This window comes from Mycobacterium decipiens, assembly GCF_963853665.1.
Classification (GTDB): Bacteria; Actinomycetota; Actinomycetes; order Mycobacteriales; family Mycobacteriaceae; genus Mycobacterium; species Mycobacterium decipiens.
On the sequence record NZ_OY970459.1, the window covers coordinates 1,909,653 to 1,927,298 of the forward strand.

The 17,646-nt window shown below is 66.4% G+C and carries 16 protein-coding genes and 1 pseudogene; 9 read left to right on the plus strand and 8 right to left on the minus strand.

The features are described 5' to 3' along the window. Position 1: 1 nt before the first annotated feature. The 4 genes from AADZ55_RS08750 to AADZ55_RS08765 all read left to right on the plus strand — a co-directional run bounded on the left by AADZ55_RS08750 (position 2) and on the right by AADZ55_RS08765 (position 3,760). The gene (locus AADZ55_RS08750; RefSeq protein ID WP_085327292.1) at positions 2–1,222 is read left to right on the plus strand and encodes a class I SAM-dependent RNA methyltransferase; all 1,221 of its coding nucleotides are present in this window, start codon (positions 2–4) and stop codon (positions 1,220–1,222) included. Between the two features lie 212 nt (positions 1,223–1,434). Beyond that, positions 1,435–2,310, plus strand: a complete 876-nt coding sequence (locus tag AADZ55_RS08755) for an ABC transporter ATP-binding protein (protein WP_085327291.1) — start codon at positions 1,435–1,437, stop codon at positions 2,308–2,310. Continuing rightward, positions 2,307–3,011 carry an ABC transporter permease gene (locus AADZ55_RS08760; protein WP_085327290.1) on the plus strand — a complete coding sequence of 235 codons (705 nt, stop codon included), beginning with the start codon at positions 2,307–2,309 and terminating at the stop codon, positions 3,009–3,011. Before AADZ55_RS08755 ends, AADZ55_RS08760 begins: the two co-directional genes overlap by 4 nt. Continuing rightward, on the plus strand, positions 3,011–3,760 hold the full coding sequence (locus tag AADZ55_RS08765; RefSeq protein ID WP_119185091.1) for an ABC transporter permease: 750 nt from the start codon (positions 3,011–3,013) through the stop codon (positions 3,758–3,760). Before AADZ55_RS08760 ends, AADZ55_RS08765 begins: the two co-directional genes overlap by 1 nt. 11 nt (positions 3,761–3,771) lie before the next feature. Here the strand turns inward: AADZ55_RS08765 and AADZ55_RS08770 are convergent, their stop codons facing one another. The 3 genes from AADZ55_RS08770 to AADZ55_RS08780 are packed head-to-tail and all read right to left on the minus strand — an operon-like array spanning position 3,772 to position 6,900. Further along, positions 3,772–5,058 (minus strand): ArsB/NhaD family transporter, encoded by a 1,287-nt coding sequence (locus AADZ55_RS08770; protein WP_085327289.1) that lies wholly within the window; start codon positions 5,056–5,058, stop codon positions 3,772–3,774. A 56-nt stretch (positions 5,059–5,114) separates the two neighbouring features. Beyond that, positions 5,115–6,404: an ArsB/NhaD family transporter gene (locus AADZ55_RS08775; RefSeq protein WP_085327288.1), complete on the minus strand. Its 1,290-nt coding sequence runs from the start codon at positions 6,402–6,404 to the stop codon at positions 5,115–5,117. Between the two features lie 52 nt (positions 6,405–6,456). Beyond that, positions 6,457–6,900 carry a CBS domain-containing protein gene (locus AADZ55_RS08780; RefSeq protein WP_207569165.1) on the minus strand — a complete coding sequence of 148 codons (444 nt, stop codon included), beginning with the start codon at positions 6,898–6,900 and terminating at the stop codon, positions 6,457–6,459. Positions 6,901–7,106: 206 nt separating this feature from the next. Between AADZ55_RS08780 and dxs the strand changes: the two genes are divergently transcribed. Continuing rightward, positions 7,107–9,023: a 1-deoxy-D-xylulose-5-phosphate synthase gene (gene dxs / locus AADZ55_RS08785; protein WP_085327301.1), complete on the plus strand. Its 1,917-nt coding sequence runs from the start codon at positions 7,107–7,109 to the stop codon at positions 9,021–9,023. 44 nt (positions 9,024–9,067) lie between these two features. Here the strand turns inward: dxs and AADZ55_RS08790 are convergent, their stop codons facing one another. The 3 genes and pseudogenes from AADZ55_RS08790 to AADZ55_RS08800 all read right to left on the minus strand — a co-directional run bounded on the left by AADZ55_RS08790 (position 9,068) and on the right by AADZ55_RS08800 (position 11,899). Then, entirely contained in the window at positions 9,068–10,378 is a 1,311-nt protein-coding gene (locus AADZ55_RS08790; protein WP_085327286.1) for an HRDC domain-containing protein, read from the minus strand. A 1-nt stretch (position 10,379) separates the two neighbouring features. Beyond that, positions 10,380–11,035, minus strand: a pseudogene (locus AADZ55_RS08795) (DUF3000 domain-containing protein). Between the two features lie 57 nt (positions 11,036–11,092). Further along, a complete protein-coding gene (locus tag AADZ55_RS08800; protein WP_085327300.1) occupies positions 11,093–11,899 on the minus strand; it encodes an enoyl-CoA hydratase/isomerase family protein in 807 nt (268 codons plus the stop codon). A 61-nt stretch (positions 11,900–11,960) separates the two neighbouring features. Between AADZ55_RS08800 and hemE the strand changes: the two genes are divergently transcribed. Genes hemE through AADZ55_RS08820 form a run of 4 tightly spaced genes read left to right on the plus strand, consistent with a single transcriptional unit; the run spans position 11,961 to position 15,854 of the window. Continuing rightward, positions 11,961–13,025 (plus strand): uroporphyrinogen decarboxylase, encoded by a 1,065-nt coding sequence (gene hemE, locus AADZ55_RS08805; protein WP_085327284.1) that lies wholly within the window; start codon positions 11,961–11,963, stop codon positions 13,023–13,025. Further along, entirely contained in the window at positions 13,022–14,383 is a 1,362-nt protein-coding gene (locus AADZ55_RS08810; protein WP_085327283.1) for a protoporphyrinogen oxidase, read from the plus strand. The genes hemE and AADZ55_RS08810 overlap by 4 nt, the downstream gene beginning before the upstream one ends. A gap of 5 nt (positions 14,384–14,388) precedes the next feature. Beyond that, positions 14,389–15,084 carry a hydrogen peroxide-dependent heme synthase gene (gene hemQ, locus AADZ55_RS08815; RefSeq protein ID WP_085327282.1) on the plus strand — a complete coding sequence of 232 codons (696 nt, stop codon included), beginning with the start codon at positions 14,389–14,391 and terminating at the stop codon, positions 15,082–15,084. A 20-nt stretch (positions 15,085–15,104) separates the two neighbouring features. Continuing rightward, positions 15,105–15,854: a class I SAM-dependent methyltransferase gene (locus tag AADZ55_RS08820; protein WP_085327281.1), complete on the plus strand. Its 750-nt coding sequence runs from the start codon at positions 15,105–15,107 to the stop codon at positions 15,852–15,854. 53 nt (positions 15,855–15,907) lie between these two features. On the opposite strand, the gene msrB is transcribed toward AADZ55_RS08820, so the two are convergent. Further along, positions 15,908–16,330 carry a peptide-methionine (R)-S-oxide reductase MsrB gene (gene msrB / locus AADZ55_RS08825; RefSeq protein ID WP_085327280.1) on the minus strand — a complete coding sequence of 141 codons (423 nt, stop codon included), beginning with the start codon at positions 16,328–16,330 and terminating at the stop codon, positions 15,908–15,910. Beyond that, on the minus strand, positions 16,327–17,637 hold the full coding sequence (aftC, locus tag AADZ55_RS08830) for an arabinofuranan 3-O-arabinosyltransferase (protein WP_085327279.1): 1,311 nt from the start codon (positions 17,635–17,637) through the stop codon (positions 16,327–16,329). Before aftC ends, msrB begins: the two co-directional genes overlap by 4 nt. Between the last annotated feature and the right edge of the window lie 9 nt (positions 17,638–17,646).

The following is a 17,646-nucleotide window of genomic DNA, read 5'->3' on the forward strand; positions in this document are numbered from 1 at the left end:
CGTGACATCCCCATCAGCGCGCGGGGAACTGACCGTAGTCACCGGTGCCCCCGCAAACGGCGGCAGCTGCGTGGCACACCACGAGGGCCGGGTGGTCTTCGTCCGCTACGCGTTGCCCGGCGAACGTGTGCGGGTGCGGGTCACCGCGGACCGCGGTTCCTATTGGCATGCAGCGGCAATCGAGGTGATCGACCCGTCGCCCGACCGCAGGGCGTCGCTGTGCCCGATCGCCGGGGTGGACGGTGCCGGGTGTTGTGATCTGGCGTTTGCCGCCCCCGAAGCGGCCCGGGTACTCAAGGGGCAAGTGGTGGCCAACCAGCTGGAACGGCTCGGCGGGTACCACTGGCATGGCGAGGCCGAACCGCTGTCGGATGCCGGCCCCACCGGTTGGCGCACCCGGGTCCGGCTCGAAGTGGGGACGGACGGCCGCCCCGGCTTTCACCGCTACCACAGCACGGAGCTGGTGAGTGACCTGGGCTGCGGGCAGTTGCCCGCCGGCATGCTGGACGGGCTGACCGAGGCCTTTTCCCAATCCGACTTGCCGGCGGCAGCTCAGCTGCACGTGGCCGTCGACGATGACGGCGAGCGCCATGTGGTGCGCACCGTCCGGCAGCACCGCCGCAACGCGACGAGGAACGTGGCCAAGGTGCTGGAGGGCAGCTACCAGGCGGTGCAGCGGGTGGGCCGGCGCAGTTGGCGGGTGCCGGTCACGGCCTTCTGGCAGGCGCATCGCGACGCGGCGTCGGTCTACAGTTGCCTGGTCGCTGACTGGGCGCAGCCCGCTGCGGGCATGACTGCCTGGGATCTCTACGGCGGCGCGGGGGTTTTCGCCGCGGTGCTGGGTGAGGCGGTGGGGGAGTCCGGGCGGGTGCTGACCGTCGACACCTCGCGGGCGGCGTCGCACGCCGCGCGGGCCGCCTTGGGTGAGCTACCGCAGGTGGACATCGTCACCGATTCGGTGCGTCGGGCACTGGAGGCGCAACGGGGGGGCGTCGACCTGGCGGTGCTGGATCCGCCGCGGTCGGGTGCCGGGCGCGAAGTCATCGACCTACTGGCCGCCGCCGGGGTACCGCGCGTGGTGCATATCGGTTGCGAGGCAGCATCTTTCGCTCGCGATATCAGCCTCTACCTCGGTCGTGGGTACGGCGTCGAGAAGATCAAGGTGTTCGACGCGTTCCCGCTGACTCACCACATCGAATGCGTCGCGCTGTTGACGCGGTGAGTTGTGCGTCGAGACTGCGGTGAGCGCGTGGATCAACGCTCTCGACGGGCTCGGGCCGACAGACGTGTTCACCGGGTGGTGATTATGCTGGCGATGGCGCTCCGGGAAGTCTGGTCGGAACTGGGATTCCCAATTCTCGCGGTACGACGGCTTGTCCGGCGCACCGCGCCTACCGGGAGGAAAGCGCGAGTCATGCCGAACCTCAAGACGTTATGACCGAGGTGATCCGGGTCCGTGGGCTCACCTTCACCTATCCCAAGGCGGCAACGCCCGCTGTGCGTGGCATGGACTTCACCGTGGGCCGCGGTGAGATTTTCGGATTCCTCGGTCCCAGTGGGGCGGGGAAGTCGACGACGCAGCGGCTTCTCGTCGGCCTGCTTCGTGGCCACGGCGGCGAGGCCGCGGTCTGGGGTAGGGATCCGGTGTCCTGGGGATCCGACTACTACGAGCGCATCGGCGTGTCGTTCGAGCTGCCCAACCACTATCAGAAGCTCACTGGGCTGGAGAACCTGCGGTTTTTCGCCTCGCTGTACGCAGGTCCGACGCTGGACCCGATGCAGCTGCTGGACTCCGTCGGCCTGGCCGACGACGCCCATACCCGGGTGGGCAGCTACTCCAAGGGCATGCAGATGCGGCTGACGTTCGTCAGGTCGCTGATCAACGATCCCGAGTTGCTCTTCCTCGACGAACCGACCTCCGGCATGGACCCGGTGAACGCCCGCGCGGTCAAAAGCATGATCAGGGAACTGAAATCACGCGGGCGCACGGTGTTTCTCACCACCCACGACATGACCACGGCCGACGAGTTGTGTGACCGGGTGGCGTTCGTGGTCGACGGGAGGATCGTCGCCCTGGACCGGCCCGCCGAGCTGAAGATCGCCCGCAGCCAGCGTCTGGTCCGGGTCGAATACCGAGAAGACGGAACCGGCGGTGGCAGTCTGGCCGCCGCCGAGTTTGCGATGGACACCCTGGCCGATGACCCGGAGTTCCACGCGGTGCTGCGTGGACGGCACGTCGAGACCATCCACAGCAGGGAAGCCAGTCTCGACGACGTCTTCGTCGAAGTGACCGGCAGGCGGTTGTTGTGACGCGGCTGGCGTCGGCGCTGCGGCTGGAGCTGACCCTGCAAACCCGGCAGCGGTTCCTGCATGCGGCGGTCTTCTCCGGGCTGATCTGGCTGGCGGTGCTGTTGCCGATGCCGGCCCACCTGCGTCCGGTCGCCGAACCCTACGTGCTAGCGGGCGACATCACCATCATTGGCTTCTTCTTTGTCGCCGGCACCGTGTTCTTCGAAAAGCAGGAACGTACGCTGTGGGCGGTCATTGCCACCCCGCTGCGGTTCGGTGAGTACTTGGCCGCCAAACTGGCTGTCCTGCTGGCGATCTCGCTAGCAGTGGCCGTGGTGGTCGCGACCATCGCGCATGGGTTCTCCTATCACCCGGCACCGATGATCCTCGCGGTGGCGCTGGGGACGTTGCTGATGCTGTTGGTGGGCTTCATCAGCTCGTTGCCGTTCGCGTCGATCAGCGACTGGTTTCTGGCGGCGACCATTCCGCTGGCCGTGATGAATCTGCCGGTCCTGTACTACTCCGGTCTGTGGCCGAACCCGGTGCTGTATCTGGTGCCCACCCAGGGACCGCTGCTGCTGCTGGGCGCGGCCTTCGACCAACTCAGCTTGGCGCCGTGGCAGATCGGGTACGCGGTGGTGTACCCGACCGTCGGCGTGGCGGGGTTGTTCTGGATGGCTGACGTGATGTTCGCCCGCTACGTCGTCGCGAAGGGTGGCTGATGGTGAGGGGTGCATCGGCGCGGGCACTCGCCGCGTTCGGGCGCAACGACATTCGCGGCACCTACCGAGATCCGCTGCTGGTGATGATCGTGGTGGCGCCGGCCATCTGGACCAGTGCGGTCGCGCTGCTCACGCCGCGCGCCACCGCGATGTTGGCCGACCGCAACGGATTCGACCTGGTTCCCTACTACCCGCTGGTATTGACCGCGTTCCTGCTGTTGACGAGCATCATCATCGTCGGCGGCCTGGCGGCTTTCCTCGTCCTGGATGAGCTTGACGCTGGAACCCTGGTCGCGCTGCGCGTCACGCCGGTTCCGCTGTCGGTCTTCTTTGCCTATCGCGTCGCTACCGTGATGGTGGTTACCACGATCTACGTCGTGGCAACAATGTCGCTCAGCGGGATACTCGACCCCGGGCTGCTACCGTCACTGATCCCGATCGGATTGCTGGCAGGACTCTCGGCGGTCGTCACCTTGTTGCTGATTGTTGCCTTGGCGAACAACAAGATTCAAGGCCTGGCCATGGTCCGTGCACTGGGCATGCTTATCGCCGGATTGCCCTGCCTGCCGTGGTTCATCCATTCCTACTGGAACCTCGCGTTCGGTGTGTTGCCGCCGTACTGGGCGGCCAAGGCCTTCTGGATCGCAAGCGACCACGGAACGTGGTGGCCGTACCTCGCTGCGGGCGCTGCCTACAATCTGGTGATCGCCTGGCCGCTGTTCCGGCGCTTCCGCGCCAAACACACGTGAGCCTTTGGTCCTCAGCCCAACACGAAGTAGCGCAACCAAACATAGACCGCGGCTAGTGCCAGCGAAACCGCGGTGACCACAATCCCTTTGCGGGTGAATTCCCAGAATGAGATCGGTGTGCCTGCCCGCCGCGCGATTCCCAGCATCACGACGTTGGCACTAGCCCCGACGGCGGTCAGGTTGCCGCCGAAGTCCGCACCCAGCGCCAGGGTCCACCAGAGCGTGTCGGGGTGGACTTGGCCGGGCATGACCGCGGTCAACTCGGTGACGATCGGTGTCATCGTCGCGACGTAGGGAATGTTGTCGATAATCCCGGACACCGGGGCTGAGATGCCGAGGACCAGAAATACGGTGCGCAATTCGTTGCCGCCGGTCAACTCGACCGCCGCGCGCGCCAGCTCATCGATGACGCCGGTCTTCACTAGCGCCCCAACCATGGTGAACAGCCCGGCGAAAAACAGCAGTGTCTCCCACTCGACGCTGGCCAGATACTCCGACCGCTTCAGTCCCGAGATCACGACGAGGATCCCGGCGCCCAGCAACGCCACGACGGACGGCTGCATGTGCAGCACCGGATGGGCGACGAACGCAACGAACACCAGCAGCAGGACAACGCCACACTTGATGAGCAGCCGGGTATCGCGGATGGCTTCGCGCTCATCCAGCGACATGATGTCGGCGACTCGATCGGCATCGACCGTGACGGAGCCGAACAGCAGGGGTAACAGAGCGACGAAGACGACGAGCACAATCAGCACGATCGGCGCCATGTGTAGCAGGAAGTCGTTGAACGTCAATCCCGCTCGGCTAGCGATGATGATGTTGGGCGGATCACCGACCAAGGTCGCCGCGCCGCCGATATTGGATGCGAAGACCTCGGCCATCAGGAACGGCGCCGCGTTGATCGCCAGCCGGTCACACACCAGCAGCGTGACCGGCGCGATCAACAACACCGTGGTGACGTTGTCCAGCATGGCCGACCCGAACGCCATCACCAGCACTAGCAGGATCATGATCCGACGCGGGGAGGCATTCGCGCGTTTGACGGCCCAGATCGCGACGTATTCGAAGATGCCGGTCTGGCGCAGGACGCTGACGATGATCATCATGCCCAGCAGCAGAAAGATTACGTCCCAATCGATTCCGGTCTCGGGCGAGTAGAACACGTCACGGGAGCCGACGATCCCGGCGCCGAGCATGATCCCCGCCCCCGCCAGCGCAACCAGGGTCTTGCTGACACGGTCGCTGGCGATAAGCGCATAGGCGACCACGAATACCGTGATGGCGATGACGCTCATCGGCTATCCTCCGGATCTTCCAGTAGGCGGTCGCGGCGGCGTCCCCCCGCTGACGGTCAGCTCAACACGAAGTAGCGCACCCAGAGATAGATTGCCGCCAGCACGGCGGACATCGTCGTGACCACAATGCCTTTGCGGGTGAACTGCCAGAATGAGATCGGATTGTCTGCCCGCTTGGCGACTCCCAGGATGACGACGTTGGCACTGGCCCCGATGGCGGTGAGGTTACCGCCAAAGTCGGTGCCCAGCGCTAGGGCCCACCACAGCACTTCCGGGTTGCCTTGGTCCGCCAAGGCTGGGACCAGGCTGGCGACGATCGGTGTCATGGTTGCGGCATAAGGAACGTTGTTGACGATCCCGCTGATCACCAACGACGCGGCCAGAATCACCATCGTCGCCAACAGGGTGTTGCCGCGGGTGGCGGTAACCGCCATCTGGGCTAGCTGTTCTACGACGCCCGTCTTCACCAGAGCGCCGACCATGATGAACAGGCCCACGAAGAACAGCAGCGTGTCCCACTCGACGCTGGATAGGTATTCGGAGTGGTCCAGCCGGGATGTGACGATCAGGGCGCCGGCGCCCAGCAGCGCCACCATGGACGGCTGCATGTGAATCACGGAGTTTGCGACGAAGGCCGCGAACACCATCACCAGGACGACTCCGCACTTGATTAGCAGCCCGTGATCGCGAATGGCCTCCTTCTCTTCCAGCGACATGACGTCGGCGACCCGCGCGGGATCGACGGCGAACGCGCCGGGAAACAGCCGCGGCAGCATCAGGATTAACACCGCCATCACGATGATCACGATCGGCGCCAGGTTGACCAGGAAGTCGTTGAATGTCAGGCCGCCCTTGCTGGCGATGACGATGTTGGGTGGGTCGCCGACCAAGGTCGCGGTGCCGCCGATATTCGACGCGAACGCTTCGGCCATCAAAAACGGCGCCGCATTGATGGCCAGCCGGTCGCATACCAGCAGCGTCACCGGCGCGATCAGCATGACCGTGGTGACATTGTCCAGCAGGGCAGATGCGATCGCGGTCACCACCACCAACAGGATCATGATGCGCAGCGGCGAGCCGCGGGCCCGTTTAGCTGCCCAGATCGCGACGTATTCGAACACGCCGGTCTGCCGTAGCACGCTGACGATGATCATCATGCCCAGCAGCAAAAAGATGACGTCCCAATCGATTCCGGTCTCGTGGGAAAAAAAGACGTCCTCGGAATTGATGATCGGCAGGGCGACCACGACCGCCGCGCCCGCTAGCGCTACCAGCGTCTTGTTGAAGCGGTCGCTGGCGATCAACGCGTAGGCCACGACGAACACCGACAGCGCGACGACACTCATCGAGTTGCCCGGCTTGGTGTCCGCAGACCGATTGTCGCCGAATCCGTTGAGATCAAGACTTCAGCGCCGCAGCAAGTAGGCGCGACGCCGTGACCACCCCGAGCAACCTTCCACCTTTGACCACCGCGATGAGCGGGCTTCGCAGTCGGGCCATGAGCGCGGCTACCTCGATGATGGTGTCGTCGGCATTAGCCGGGGGAACTTCGACCAGGTGGTTGGGCAACACGTCGCGGACCTTTTTGCCACTCAGTTTCTCCGCGCACCGGTCGGCCATCGATTCGTTGAGGACACCGGCCAGCGAGGGATCGTCTTGCACATAACTTGGGACGACGAACCGCACAACCTGGGAGGCAGGGAGTACCGCATACGGTTTTCCTGCTCCGGCGGTGACCAACAGCCCGGGCAGGCGGTGTTCTGCGAGCATGCGTGCAGCATCCAGCGCATTTGAATCGATGCTCACGACGGGATAGTCCTCGGCCATTTGCTCGGCACGCATATCCCGACCATACGTCTGAACCGGGGGCGCAGTTGGGTCGAGGTCTACCTTCATATCGAACTCCGGGGTTGCATGACAGTAGGGTCGCCGACCAGGCTTCCCGGCGCACCGGCCACCGACGCTATCAAAGTGGTTCAGCTCAATTGATCGGCGGAGGTCGATTGCGCGTGCTGGGCTCCGCGGGGTTCGCTGCGTACACTGGCGAAATGCTGCAACAGATCCGCGGACCTGCCGATCTGCAGCACCTCTCCCAGGCTCAGCTTCGGGAGCTTGCTGCCGAGATTCGCGAGTTCCTGATCCACAAGGTCGCCGCCACCGGGGGACACCTGGGGCCGAACCTCGGTGTCGTCGAGCTGACACTGGCGCTGCATCGGGTGTTCGACTCGCCCCACGATCCGATCATCTTCGACACCGGTCACCAGGCGTACGTCCACAAGATGTTGACCGGACGCTGCCCGGACTTCGAAAGCCTGCGCAAGAAGGGCGGGTTGTCGGGGTATCCGTCACGCGCCGAGAGCGAACACGACTGGGTGGAGTCGAGCCACGCCAGCGCGGCATTGTCGTACGCCGACGGGTTGGCCAAGGCGTTCGAGTTGGCCGGACACCGCAACCGGTGTGTGGTCGCGGTGGTCGGCGACGGCGCGCTGACCGGCGGCATGTGCTGGGAGGCGCTGAACAATATCGCCGCCTCGCACCGGCCGGTAGTCATCGTGGTCAACGACAATGGGCGCAGCTACGCGCCGACGATCGGAGGCGTCGCCGACCACCTGGCGAAGTTGCGGCTGCAGCCCGCCTACGAGCAGGCGCTGGGGAAGGGCCGTGACATGGTGCGCGCGGTGCCACTCATCGGTGAGGTTTGCTATCACGTCCTGCACAGCGTTAAGGCGGGTCTGAAGGACTCGCTGTCACCGCAGCTGCTGTTCACCAACCTTGGCCTGAAGTACGTCGGCCCGGTGGACGGTCACGACGAACGGGCGGTGGAGGTCGCGCTGCGCAGCGCCCGCGGCTTCGGCGGCCCGGTGATCGTGCACGTCGTCACCCGCAAGGGGATGGGTTATCCCCCGGCGGAAGCCGACCAGGCCGAGCAGATGCATTCCACCGCCCCGATCAATCCGGCCACCGGGCAAGCCACCACGATGGCGGGCCCGGGGTGGACGACGACCTTTGCCGACGCACTCATCGGGTACGCCCAACAGCGCCGCGACATTGTGGCGATCACCGCGGCGATGCCCGGCCCGACCGGGCTGTCGGCGTTCGGGCAGCGTTTTCCGGATCGATTGTTCGATGTCGGTATCGCCGAGCAACATGCGATGACGTCGGCGGCCGGGTTGGCGATGGGCGGGATGCACCCGGTGGTGGCGATCTATTCGACGTTCCTCAACCGGGCGTTCGACCAGATCGTGATGGATGTTGCGCTGCACAAGCTGCCGGTCACCATGGTGCTGGACCGGGCCGGGGTCACCGGTCCGGACGGCGCCAGTCACAACGGCATGTGGGACCTGTCCATGCTGGGCATCGTGCCGGGCATGCGGGTGGCCGCACCCCGCGACGGCACCCGGTTGCGCGAGGAACTCGGTGAGGCGCTCGACATCAACGACGGACCGACGGCGATCCGGTTCCCCAAAGGCGATGTGGGCAAAGATATTCCGGCTCTTGCACGGCGGGCCGGCGTGGATGTGCTCGCGGTGCCGGCCGCTGGGCTGAACCATGATGTGCTGCTGGTGGCGGTCGGTGCGTTCGCGTCGATGGCGTTGGCGGTGGCCAAGCGGCTGCACAACCAGGGAATCGGGGTGACCGTGGTGGACCCGCGCTGGGTGTTGCCGGTCTGCGACGGTGTGCGTGATCTGGCGGTGCAGCACAAGCTGCTCGTGACGCTGGAGGACAACGGCGTCAACGGCGGTGTGGGGTCGGCGGTGTCGGCCGCTTTGCGGCGCGCGGAGATCGATGTGCCCTGCCGCGACGTCGGGTTGCCTCAGGGCTTCTACGAGCACGCATCGCGAGCCGAGGTGCTGGCCGATCTGGGGCTCACCGACCAAGACGTGGCCCGGCGGATCACCGGATGGGTTGCCGCGCTGGGGACCGGGGTATCCGCTTCCGACGCGATTCGAGAACATCTCGACTAAGGCAGCGAGCACGGTCCAGGCCCGTCGAAGGCCCCAGCTACGTCCTAGTGGTCGTCGCCCTCGGTGCCGTCGGGTGTCCGGGTCAACGCCGTCGCCAGGATGGGGCCCACGAGGTCTCGCTGCCAGATCCGGGCCTGGCCGGCGCGCAGGTACTCCTCGACAGCGGCGGCGGGGTCCGGAAAATCTTGCGTGGCGGCTTCCCATTCCCAGCACAGCCGTCGCACCAGATCAGGTGAGACCAGGTTCTCCGTGGGTACCCCGACCCGTTGCGACACCTGGCCCAGCGCCGTGCGTGCCGCATCCAGCCGTGCGGCGGCTTCCGGCTTGCGTTTGATCCACCGCCCCGGCGGTGGCGGCCCGTTTGCCGGCTCGGCCACCTCCGGTGGATCTCGGTTTTCGCGCGCTGCCTGCAGCGCCGCCAACCACACCGCGGCGCTACGACGCTGGTTGCGTCCGCCGAACACCGGCAACGCGACGAGGTCGGCGAGGGACTTCGGGTCGGCAAGGGCGGCGTCGATGATGGCCGAGTCCGGCAAGATCCGGCGCGGCGCGATGTCGCGGCGCTGGGCGATCCGATCGCGCGCCGTCCACAACTCGCGGACGGCGGCCAGGCGCCGGCGGTCATGCACCTTGTGGATACCCGAGGTTCGTCGCCAGCGGTCCCGCCGGGCGACCGCCGGAACTGACCTTGATTCGAACGCCCGCAGGTGTTCGAATTCCTGTGCAGCCCAATCGGTTTTGCCTTGCTCGGCCAGCACCTGCGAGATCGCCGCGCGCAGTTCGATGAGCAGTTCCACGTCCAGTGCCGCGTAGTTCAGCCAGGCCGGGGGTAGCGGGCGTTTGGACCAGTCGGCCGCGCCGTGGCCCTTGGCCAATCCCAGCCCGAGCAGCCGCTCGACCATGGTCGCCAGGTTCACCCGATCGAATCCGGCTAGGCGTCCGGCAAGTTCGGTGTCGTACAGCGCCGGCGGGCGCATACCGACCTCGGCCAGGCAGGGCAGATCCTGATCGGCGGAGTGCAGGATCCACTCGTCGTCGTTGAGCACGGCAGCGACCGGCGCCAGCACGGTCAACGGGTCACCGCCGTGGCTGACCGGGTCGATCAGCACGGTGCCCGCCCCGGCCCGCCGGATCTGGACCAGATAGGCCCGGTTGGAGTAGCGGAAGCCCGACGCCCGCTCGGCGTCCACCCCGAACGGTCCGCGCCCGCGATCCAGCAGTTCTGCGGCCGCGGCGATTTCGCTGGCGGTCACACAGAGATTCGGCATCCCACCGGCAGGGTGGAGCAGCGGGGTGGGTTCGGGTTCCGTGCCGCCGGGCTCCGCACCCCCCGCTTCGGACTGCTCGGGGCACATGTCAGGCGCGTGACCGCGAGCCGAGGTCGGTGACCCCGGCTGGCGGCAGGCCCGCCGCGTGCTCCAGGACATCGCAGAACGCCTCGACATGGGCGCCCAGATCGGGGTTGGTCGCCGTCCATGACGCCCGTAGCTCCAGCTGGTGGGCGCGCGGCGGCCCGGAGATATCGCCGTATCGCACCGATGTGGTGGCGGTGACAGTGCCGCCCAGGGCCCGCACCTGATCGGTGCGCGCTGCCAGCGCGTCGACCAGCCAACTCCACGCCACCTCGGGTAGCAGGGGGTCGACGGCTTCACTCGAGTCCAGGTCGGCCTGGACATAGGCGACCAGGCGGATGGTGCCGTCCCACGCGTCGGAGCCGTCCGGGTCGTACAGCAGGATCAGCCGGCCGAAGGCGTCGCCCTCGGACCGCTCCGGGACGACATCGAGTTCGGGATGCTTGACCTCGGCTCCCAGCGCGTAGCTGTACGGAGCTAGCCGCTGCGGCGGTCGGATAGGACCTAGTTCGATTTCCGGCCGTACGGTGACCGCGTTCATCGCCGCTACTGCTTCGCGGAATAGGGTCGGCTCGGCTGAGGTCACCAGCGCCGCTCCTCCTCATCGCTTCGTTCCCCGCAAGCGGGCGATACCCCCGCCGCATCGTCGGCGCGGGTCACAGATTTCGACGGTAGACCTATCCGCGCACCCGCGTGAACAGGCGCGCCGAACTGTGCTCAGCTATCACGGCCGGCACCGAACCGTGCGGGGCGCTTCTCACGATGTGCGGCCAGTCCTTCCTGGACGTCGGGACCGCTGAACCCGATGAATTCCAGGCCGAGCGAGGTTTCGAAGGTGGGCCCGAACATGCGATACCAGTGATTGAGACTGCGCTTGGTCCAGCGGATCGCGTTTTGTGCGCCCTGCGCGAGGGTGTCAGCCAGGCGAGTCGCGGTTGCGAGTACTTCCTCATCGTCCACGCAGGTCGAGACCAGGCCGATGCGCTCGGCTTCCTCGCCGGAGAGCGTCTCGCAGGTCAGCAGGTAGTACTTGGCTTTGGCCATGCCGACCAGCAACGGCCAGCAGATCGCGGCGTGATCACCGGCGGCCACCCCGAGTTTGGTGTGCCCGTCGATGATTTTCGCGGTCCGGCCCGCCACCGAGATGTCGGCGAGCAACGCCACCACCAGGCCCGCGCCGACCGCCGGACCCCGAATCGCCGACACCACCGGCTTGTCGAAGTTGACCAGATTGAGCACCAGATCACGGGCCTCGCGCATAATCCGGACCCGGCCCTGGTAGTCACCAATGGTCTCCTCGATCAAATCGAAGCTGCCGCCGGAGGAAAACGCCTTGCCCTCCCCGCGAACCAGGACCACGCGCACCCTCGGATCGCGATCGATCACCGGCCAGATGTCGGCTAGGTCGCCGTGCATCTGAGGCCCGACCGAGTTCAGGCCGGGCGCGTCCAGAATCACCTGCAGCACGCCGTTCTCGCTGGGCTCACACCGAAGGCTGGGGAAGTCGTCGTAGCTGACCGGCACGTTTCGCATCGAGGTGATGTTACGCAGGTGCCGCCGCGCGGCCGTGGCAGCATTGAGTTCGATGAGTATCCGTCGCGAGCTTCCGCAATCGCCCTACCTGGCCGCGGTCGCCGGCCGCAAACCGAACCGGGTGCCGGTGTGGTTCATGCGGCAGGCGGGCCGCTCGCTGCCCGAATATCGGGCGCTGCGCGAACGGCACAGCATGCTGGCCGCCTGTTTCGAGCCGGACCTGGCGTGCGAGTTCACCCTGCAGCCGACACGCCGTTACGACGTCGACGCGGCGATCCTGTTCTCCGACATCGTTGTGCCGCTGCGCGCCGCAGGCGTGGATTTGGACATCGTCGCCGACGTCGGGCCGGTGATCGCCGACCCGGTGCGCACCGCAGCCGATATCGCTGCTCTGAAACCCCTTGATCAGCGGGCGATTCAGCCTGTGCTGCAGGCGGTTTCACTGTTGGTCGCGGCGCTGGGAGAGGTGCCGCTGATCGGGTTCGCGGGAGCGCCGTTCACGTTGGCCTCCTACCTGGTGGAGGGCGGACCGAGCCGGCACCACGCCCGCACCAAGGCAATGATGCTGGCCGAGCCGGCGAGCTGGCATGCGCTGATGACGAAGCTGACCGACCTCACCATCGCGTTTCTGCACGGCCAAATCGGTGCCGGGGTGGACGCCATTCAGGTATTCGACTCGTGGGCCGGGACGCTGTCGCTGGCCGACTACCGTCAGTACGTGTTACCGCACAGCGCCCGGGTATTCGGCGCGTTGAGCGAACATGCCGTGCCGATGACGCACTTCGGGGTCGGGACCGCCGAGTTGCTGGGCGCCATGTCGGAGGCGGTGCGCTTGGGTGGTCAGGCCAGCGTCGTCGGGGTGGATTGGCGGACCACACTGACCGACGCCGCCGCCCGCGTCGAGGCCGGCACCGCGCTGCAGGGCAACCTCGATCCGGTGGTGCTGCTGGCGGGCTGGCCGGCGGTGGAACGTGGCGCACGGGCCGTTGTCGACGACGGACGTCGCGCCGTGGACGCCGGCGCCGCCGGGCACGTCTTCAACCTCGGCCATGGGGTGCTGCCGGAGACCGATCCCGGGGTGCTGGCCGAGTTGGTGTCGCTGGTCCATTCGCTATGACCCCGGCCGGCTCGTATTGTGTTGTGGGCGGCGGAATCTCGGGATTGACCGCGGCGTATCGGCTACGGGTGGCCGTCGGTGACGATGCGACCATCACGGTGTTCGACCCGGCCGACCGGCTTGGTGGGGTATTGCGCACCGAACCGGTCGGCGGACAACCGATGGATCTGGGCGCCGAGGCGTTCGTGCTGCGCCGGCCCGAGGTGCCGGCACTGCTGGCCGAGCTGGGCCTGTCGGGGCGGCAGCGCAGCACCACCGGCGCCCGGCCGCTGATCTACAGCCAGCAGCGGCTGCACCCGTTGCCGTCGGACACGGTGGCCGGCATCCCGTCCTCGGCGACGTCGCTGGCCGGGTTGGTAGACGGCGCCACGATCGCGCGCATGGAGGCGGAACCAACCCGACCGCTGCGCTGGCAGGCGGGCAGCGATCCCGCGGCGGCCGAGTTGGTGGCCGACCGGTTCGGCGAGCAGGTTGTGGCCCGCTCGGTGGACCCGCTGCTGGGCGGGGTGTACGCGGGCGCGGCCGCGACGATCGGGCTGCGCGCGGCCGCCCCGAGCGTGACCGCGGCTCTCGACCGCGGCGCGGGCAGCTTGACCGACGCGGTCCGGCAGGGATTGCCACCGGCTGACGGCGGTCCGGTATTCGGCGCGTTGCAGGGCGGCTACCAGGTGCTGCTGGACGAGCTGGTCCGGCGCAGTCGGCCGCGGTGGGTGCGCGCGGCTATCGAGAAGATCGGTCACGGATGGGAGCTGTACGACGAAACCGGGGCTCGTTGGCACGCCGACGCGGTCATCCTGGCCGTACCGGCACCGCGGCTGGCGCGCCTGATTGACGGCCTGGCCCCACGAAGCTTCGCCGCCGCCAGCCGGATAACGAGCGCGTCGTCGGTGGTGATGGCGCTCGCGGTGCCCGGCAATACCGCGCTTCCGGAGTGTTCCGGTGTGCTCGTGGCGACCGGCGAGCCGGTACACGCCAAGGCGGTCACCTTGTCGTCTCGCAAGTGGGGCACTGCCGGCGACGTTGCGCTGCTGCGGCTGTCTTTCGGGCGGTTCGGGGACGACTTGGCCGGCCGCGCGTCCGACGAGGAGCTGCTGGCCTGGGCGGTGGACGACCTGGCCACGGTGTTCGGTGTTGCCGTCGATGTGCTCGATGTCCGCGTGCGACGGTGGATGGACGCGATGCCGCAGTATGGGCCCGGCCACGCGGAGCTGGTGGCCGAGCTGCGGGCCGGCCTGCCACCGACTCTCGCCGTGGCGGGCAGCTACCTTGACGGAATCGGCGTTCCGGCTTGCATCGCCGCGGCAGGTCGGGCGGTCGCCGGCGTCCTCGAGGCGGTAGACGCGCAAGTGGCACGATAGGAGCCATGGCCCGCCTCGATTACGACGCTTTGAACGCCACGGTTCGCTACCTGATGTTTTCGGTCTTCTCGGTGCGGCCGGGTGAGCTCGGCGAACAGCGCGACTCGGCGGTAGATGATGCGTCCCGGTTCTTCAAGCAGCAGGAGGAACGCGGCGTGGTGGTGCGCGGCCTCTACGACGTGACGGGTTTGCGGGCAGACGCCGATTTCATGATCTGGACCCATGCCGAACGCGTCGAAGCATTGCAAGCTACCTACGCCGATTTCCGGCGCACCACCACCCTGGGACGGGCTTGCACGCCGGTGTGGAGTGGTGTGGGACTGCATCGGCCGGCCGAGTTCAACAAGAGTCACATCCCGGCGTTTCTGGCCGGCGAGGAACCCGGCGCCTATATCTGCGTGTATCCGTTTGTGCGGTCCTACGAGTGGTACCTGCTGCCTGATGAGGAACGTCGCCGCATGCTCGCCGAGCACGGTATGGCCGCGCGCGGATACAAGGACGTCCGGGCCAACACGGTGCCGGCGTTCGCGCTAGGTGATTACGAATGGATCCTGGCTTTTGAGGCCCCGGAGTTGGACCGCATCGTCGACCTGATGCGTGACCTGCGTGCCACCGACGCGCGGCGGCATACCCGCGCGGAGACGCCGTTTTTCACCGGACCGCGGGTGGCGGTTGAGCAGCTGGTGACCTCGCTGCCCTGAACGATTAGAACGGGAGTCGCATGACCCAGCCCGACCCGACCGATCCCACCCGCTTCGAGGAGATGTACCGCGACGACCGGACGTTGCACGGGTTGCCAGCGGCCACGCCCTGGGACATTGGCGGCCCGCAGCCGGTGGTAAAGCAGCTGGTCGCGTTGGGTGCGATCAAAGGCAAGGTGCTCGACCCGGGCACCGGCCCGGGTCACCACGCGATCTACTACGCGTCCAAGGGCTACTCGGCCACCGGCATCGACGGGTCGGCCGCCGCCATCGAGCGGGCGCGGGAACACGCGCGGCAGGCGGGGGTATCGGTGGACTTCCGGGTGGCCGACGCCACGAAGCTTCAGGGACTGGACGCCCGGTTCGACACCGTCGTCGACTGCGCCTTCTACCACACCTTCAGCACCGACCCGGAGCTGCAGCGGTCCTACGTGCGGGCATTGCACCGGGCCACCAAGCCGGGTGCACGCCTGTACATGTACGAATTCGGCGCGCACAACGTGAACGGTTTGAGTGCGCTGCGGTCGTTGTCCGAGGATGACTTCCGACAGGTGCTGCCGGGCGGCGGTTGGGAGATCACCTATTTGGGGCCGACCACCTATCAGACCAACGTCAGCGTGGAGACCTTCGAGACGATAGCCGCGCGCTATCCCGATATGGCCGATGAGGTTAAGCCACTGCTGGAACGCATCCGGATCATCGAACCGTGGCTGGTCGATGGCATAGCGCACGTCCCGTTTTGGGAAGTGCACGCAACGCGGGTGGACTGACCCGACGCGAAACTGTAGTTAGCGCGCAAGAGTGCGAGTGGAGACCGCGCTAACTACAGGCTCGGCGCTTCGTTCGTCGGGACCAGGCGCAACGAGATCGAGTTGATGCAATAGCGCAAGTCCGTTGGTGTGGGATAACCCTCACCGGCGAACACATGGCCCAGGTGGCTGTGACAGTTCGCGCACAGCACCTCGGTGCGGATCTGGCCCAGCGAGTGGTCGGGACGTAGGATGACAGCGTCGGCGTTCGTCGGGTCGAAGAACGACGGCCAGCCGCAATGCGATTCGAATTTCTCTGTGCTGCAGAATAACTCGGCGCCACAGGCCCGGCACTGGTAGACACCCTGGGATTTGGTGTCGGTGTACTCACCGGTGAATGGCCGCTCGGTTCCGGCGCGGCGCAGCACGTCGAACTCCTGCGGGGTGAGCTTCTTACGCCACTCGTCGTCGGTGAGTTCGAGCTTCGGATGGGTCATGCATCTACGCTAGCCGGTTCGCGCTTAGCCGTCAGCCACGTCGGATCGATGCCGCTGTCCAGCCGGTTTTCCGCCTTGGCGTCCAGGTAGCGGAAGTAGAGCACGGTGAACGTCACGATCAACAGCAACGACCAACCGTAGGTGATCTTCAGGTACTCCAGGGCGCGACCCCACCTCATCCAGTTGAAGAGCAGCCAGCGATCCAGCGTGAGGAAGCCGTAGATGCCCAGCCACGCCGGCCAATTGCGGAGCACAGAGTTGGGCAGCACGACCGTCATCAGGAACGGGAACAGCATCATCGAGTAGTAGCCCTGGGCCAGCGACATCACCAGCCACGACCACAGCAGCAGCACACCTGACGAGGTGGTGAACCAGAACAGGGGGTCGCGGGTGCGGTAGTAGCGATACAGCAACCACATGCCGCCGATCGCGATCACGGTGAACAGCAGCCGCAGGAACAGGATCAGCCAGGTGGGTAGGCCGAAGTAGACGCCGTTGCCCTGAATCGAGCTGTTGAAGTAGTCCCGGGTGCCCAGGATGTAGGGCAGCGTCCGGGTGAAGAAGCTCATCGGGTCGCTGACCAGCGGCAGTGCGGCCAGGTTCACGACGATAGGAACCGCGATGGCGGTCACCAGCGCCCGCCACTGGCGGTTCAGCAGCGGCAGCAACAGCAGCGGACCCAGCAGGGGTTTGAGCACCAGCGTCAGCCCGATCGCCAGCCCGGCCCACCACTGGTGACCGACCTTCCCATCCAGCAGCCACCGCAAGAACAAAACCTCCAGCAGCAGGATGCAGCCATTGATGTTGGTGAACACCAGGGTGTTGGTCACGGTCTCGGTGCAGAACATGGCCAGCAGGAGTGCTGGAGCGGCAACCGATGCCCACGTGTAGTTGAACAACCGCAGCAACAGGTAGGCGGCGACGACAATGGCCACGGTGTTGATCAGGATGAACAGGTAGCGCGACGGGGCGAACGGCAGGTATCCGAACGGCGCCATGAGCAGCGTGCCGCCCGGTGGGTACAGATAGTGCGGGTCGACGTAATCGAAGTGCTCGTTGTAGATGTCCCAGCCGCGCCGGAAGTTCATCACCGCGCGATACACGGGTTTGAAGTCGTCGGTGATGTTTCCGTTGGTGGTCAGCACGATGCTGCGGTGCAGCACGGAAAGGATCGCCGCGGGCCACAACACCGACCGCAAGATGCTGGCCGTGCTCGGTGCGCTGGTGCGGGGACGGAATGCGGCCTGGATCTGATCGCGCAGGCCGGTTGGGGTCGAGTCTGCTGCCGTCACCAGCGCACCGTACACCGGGGCGCC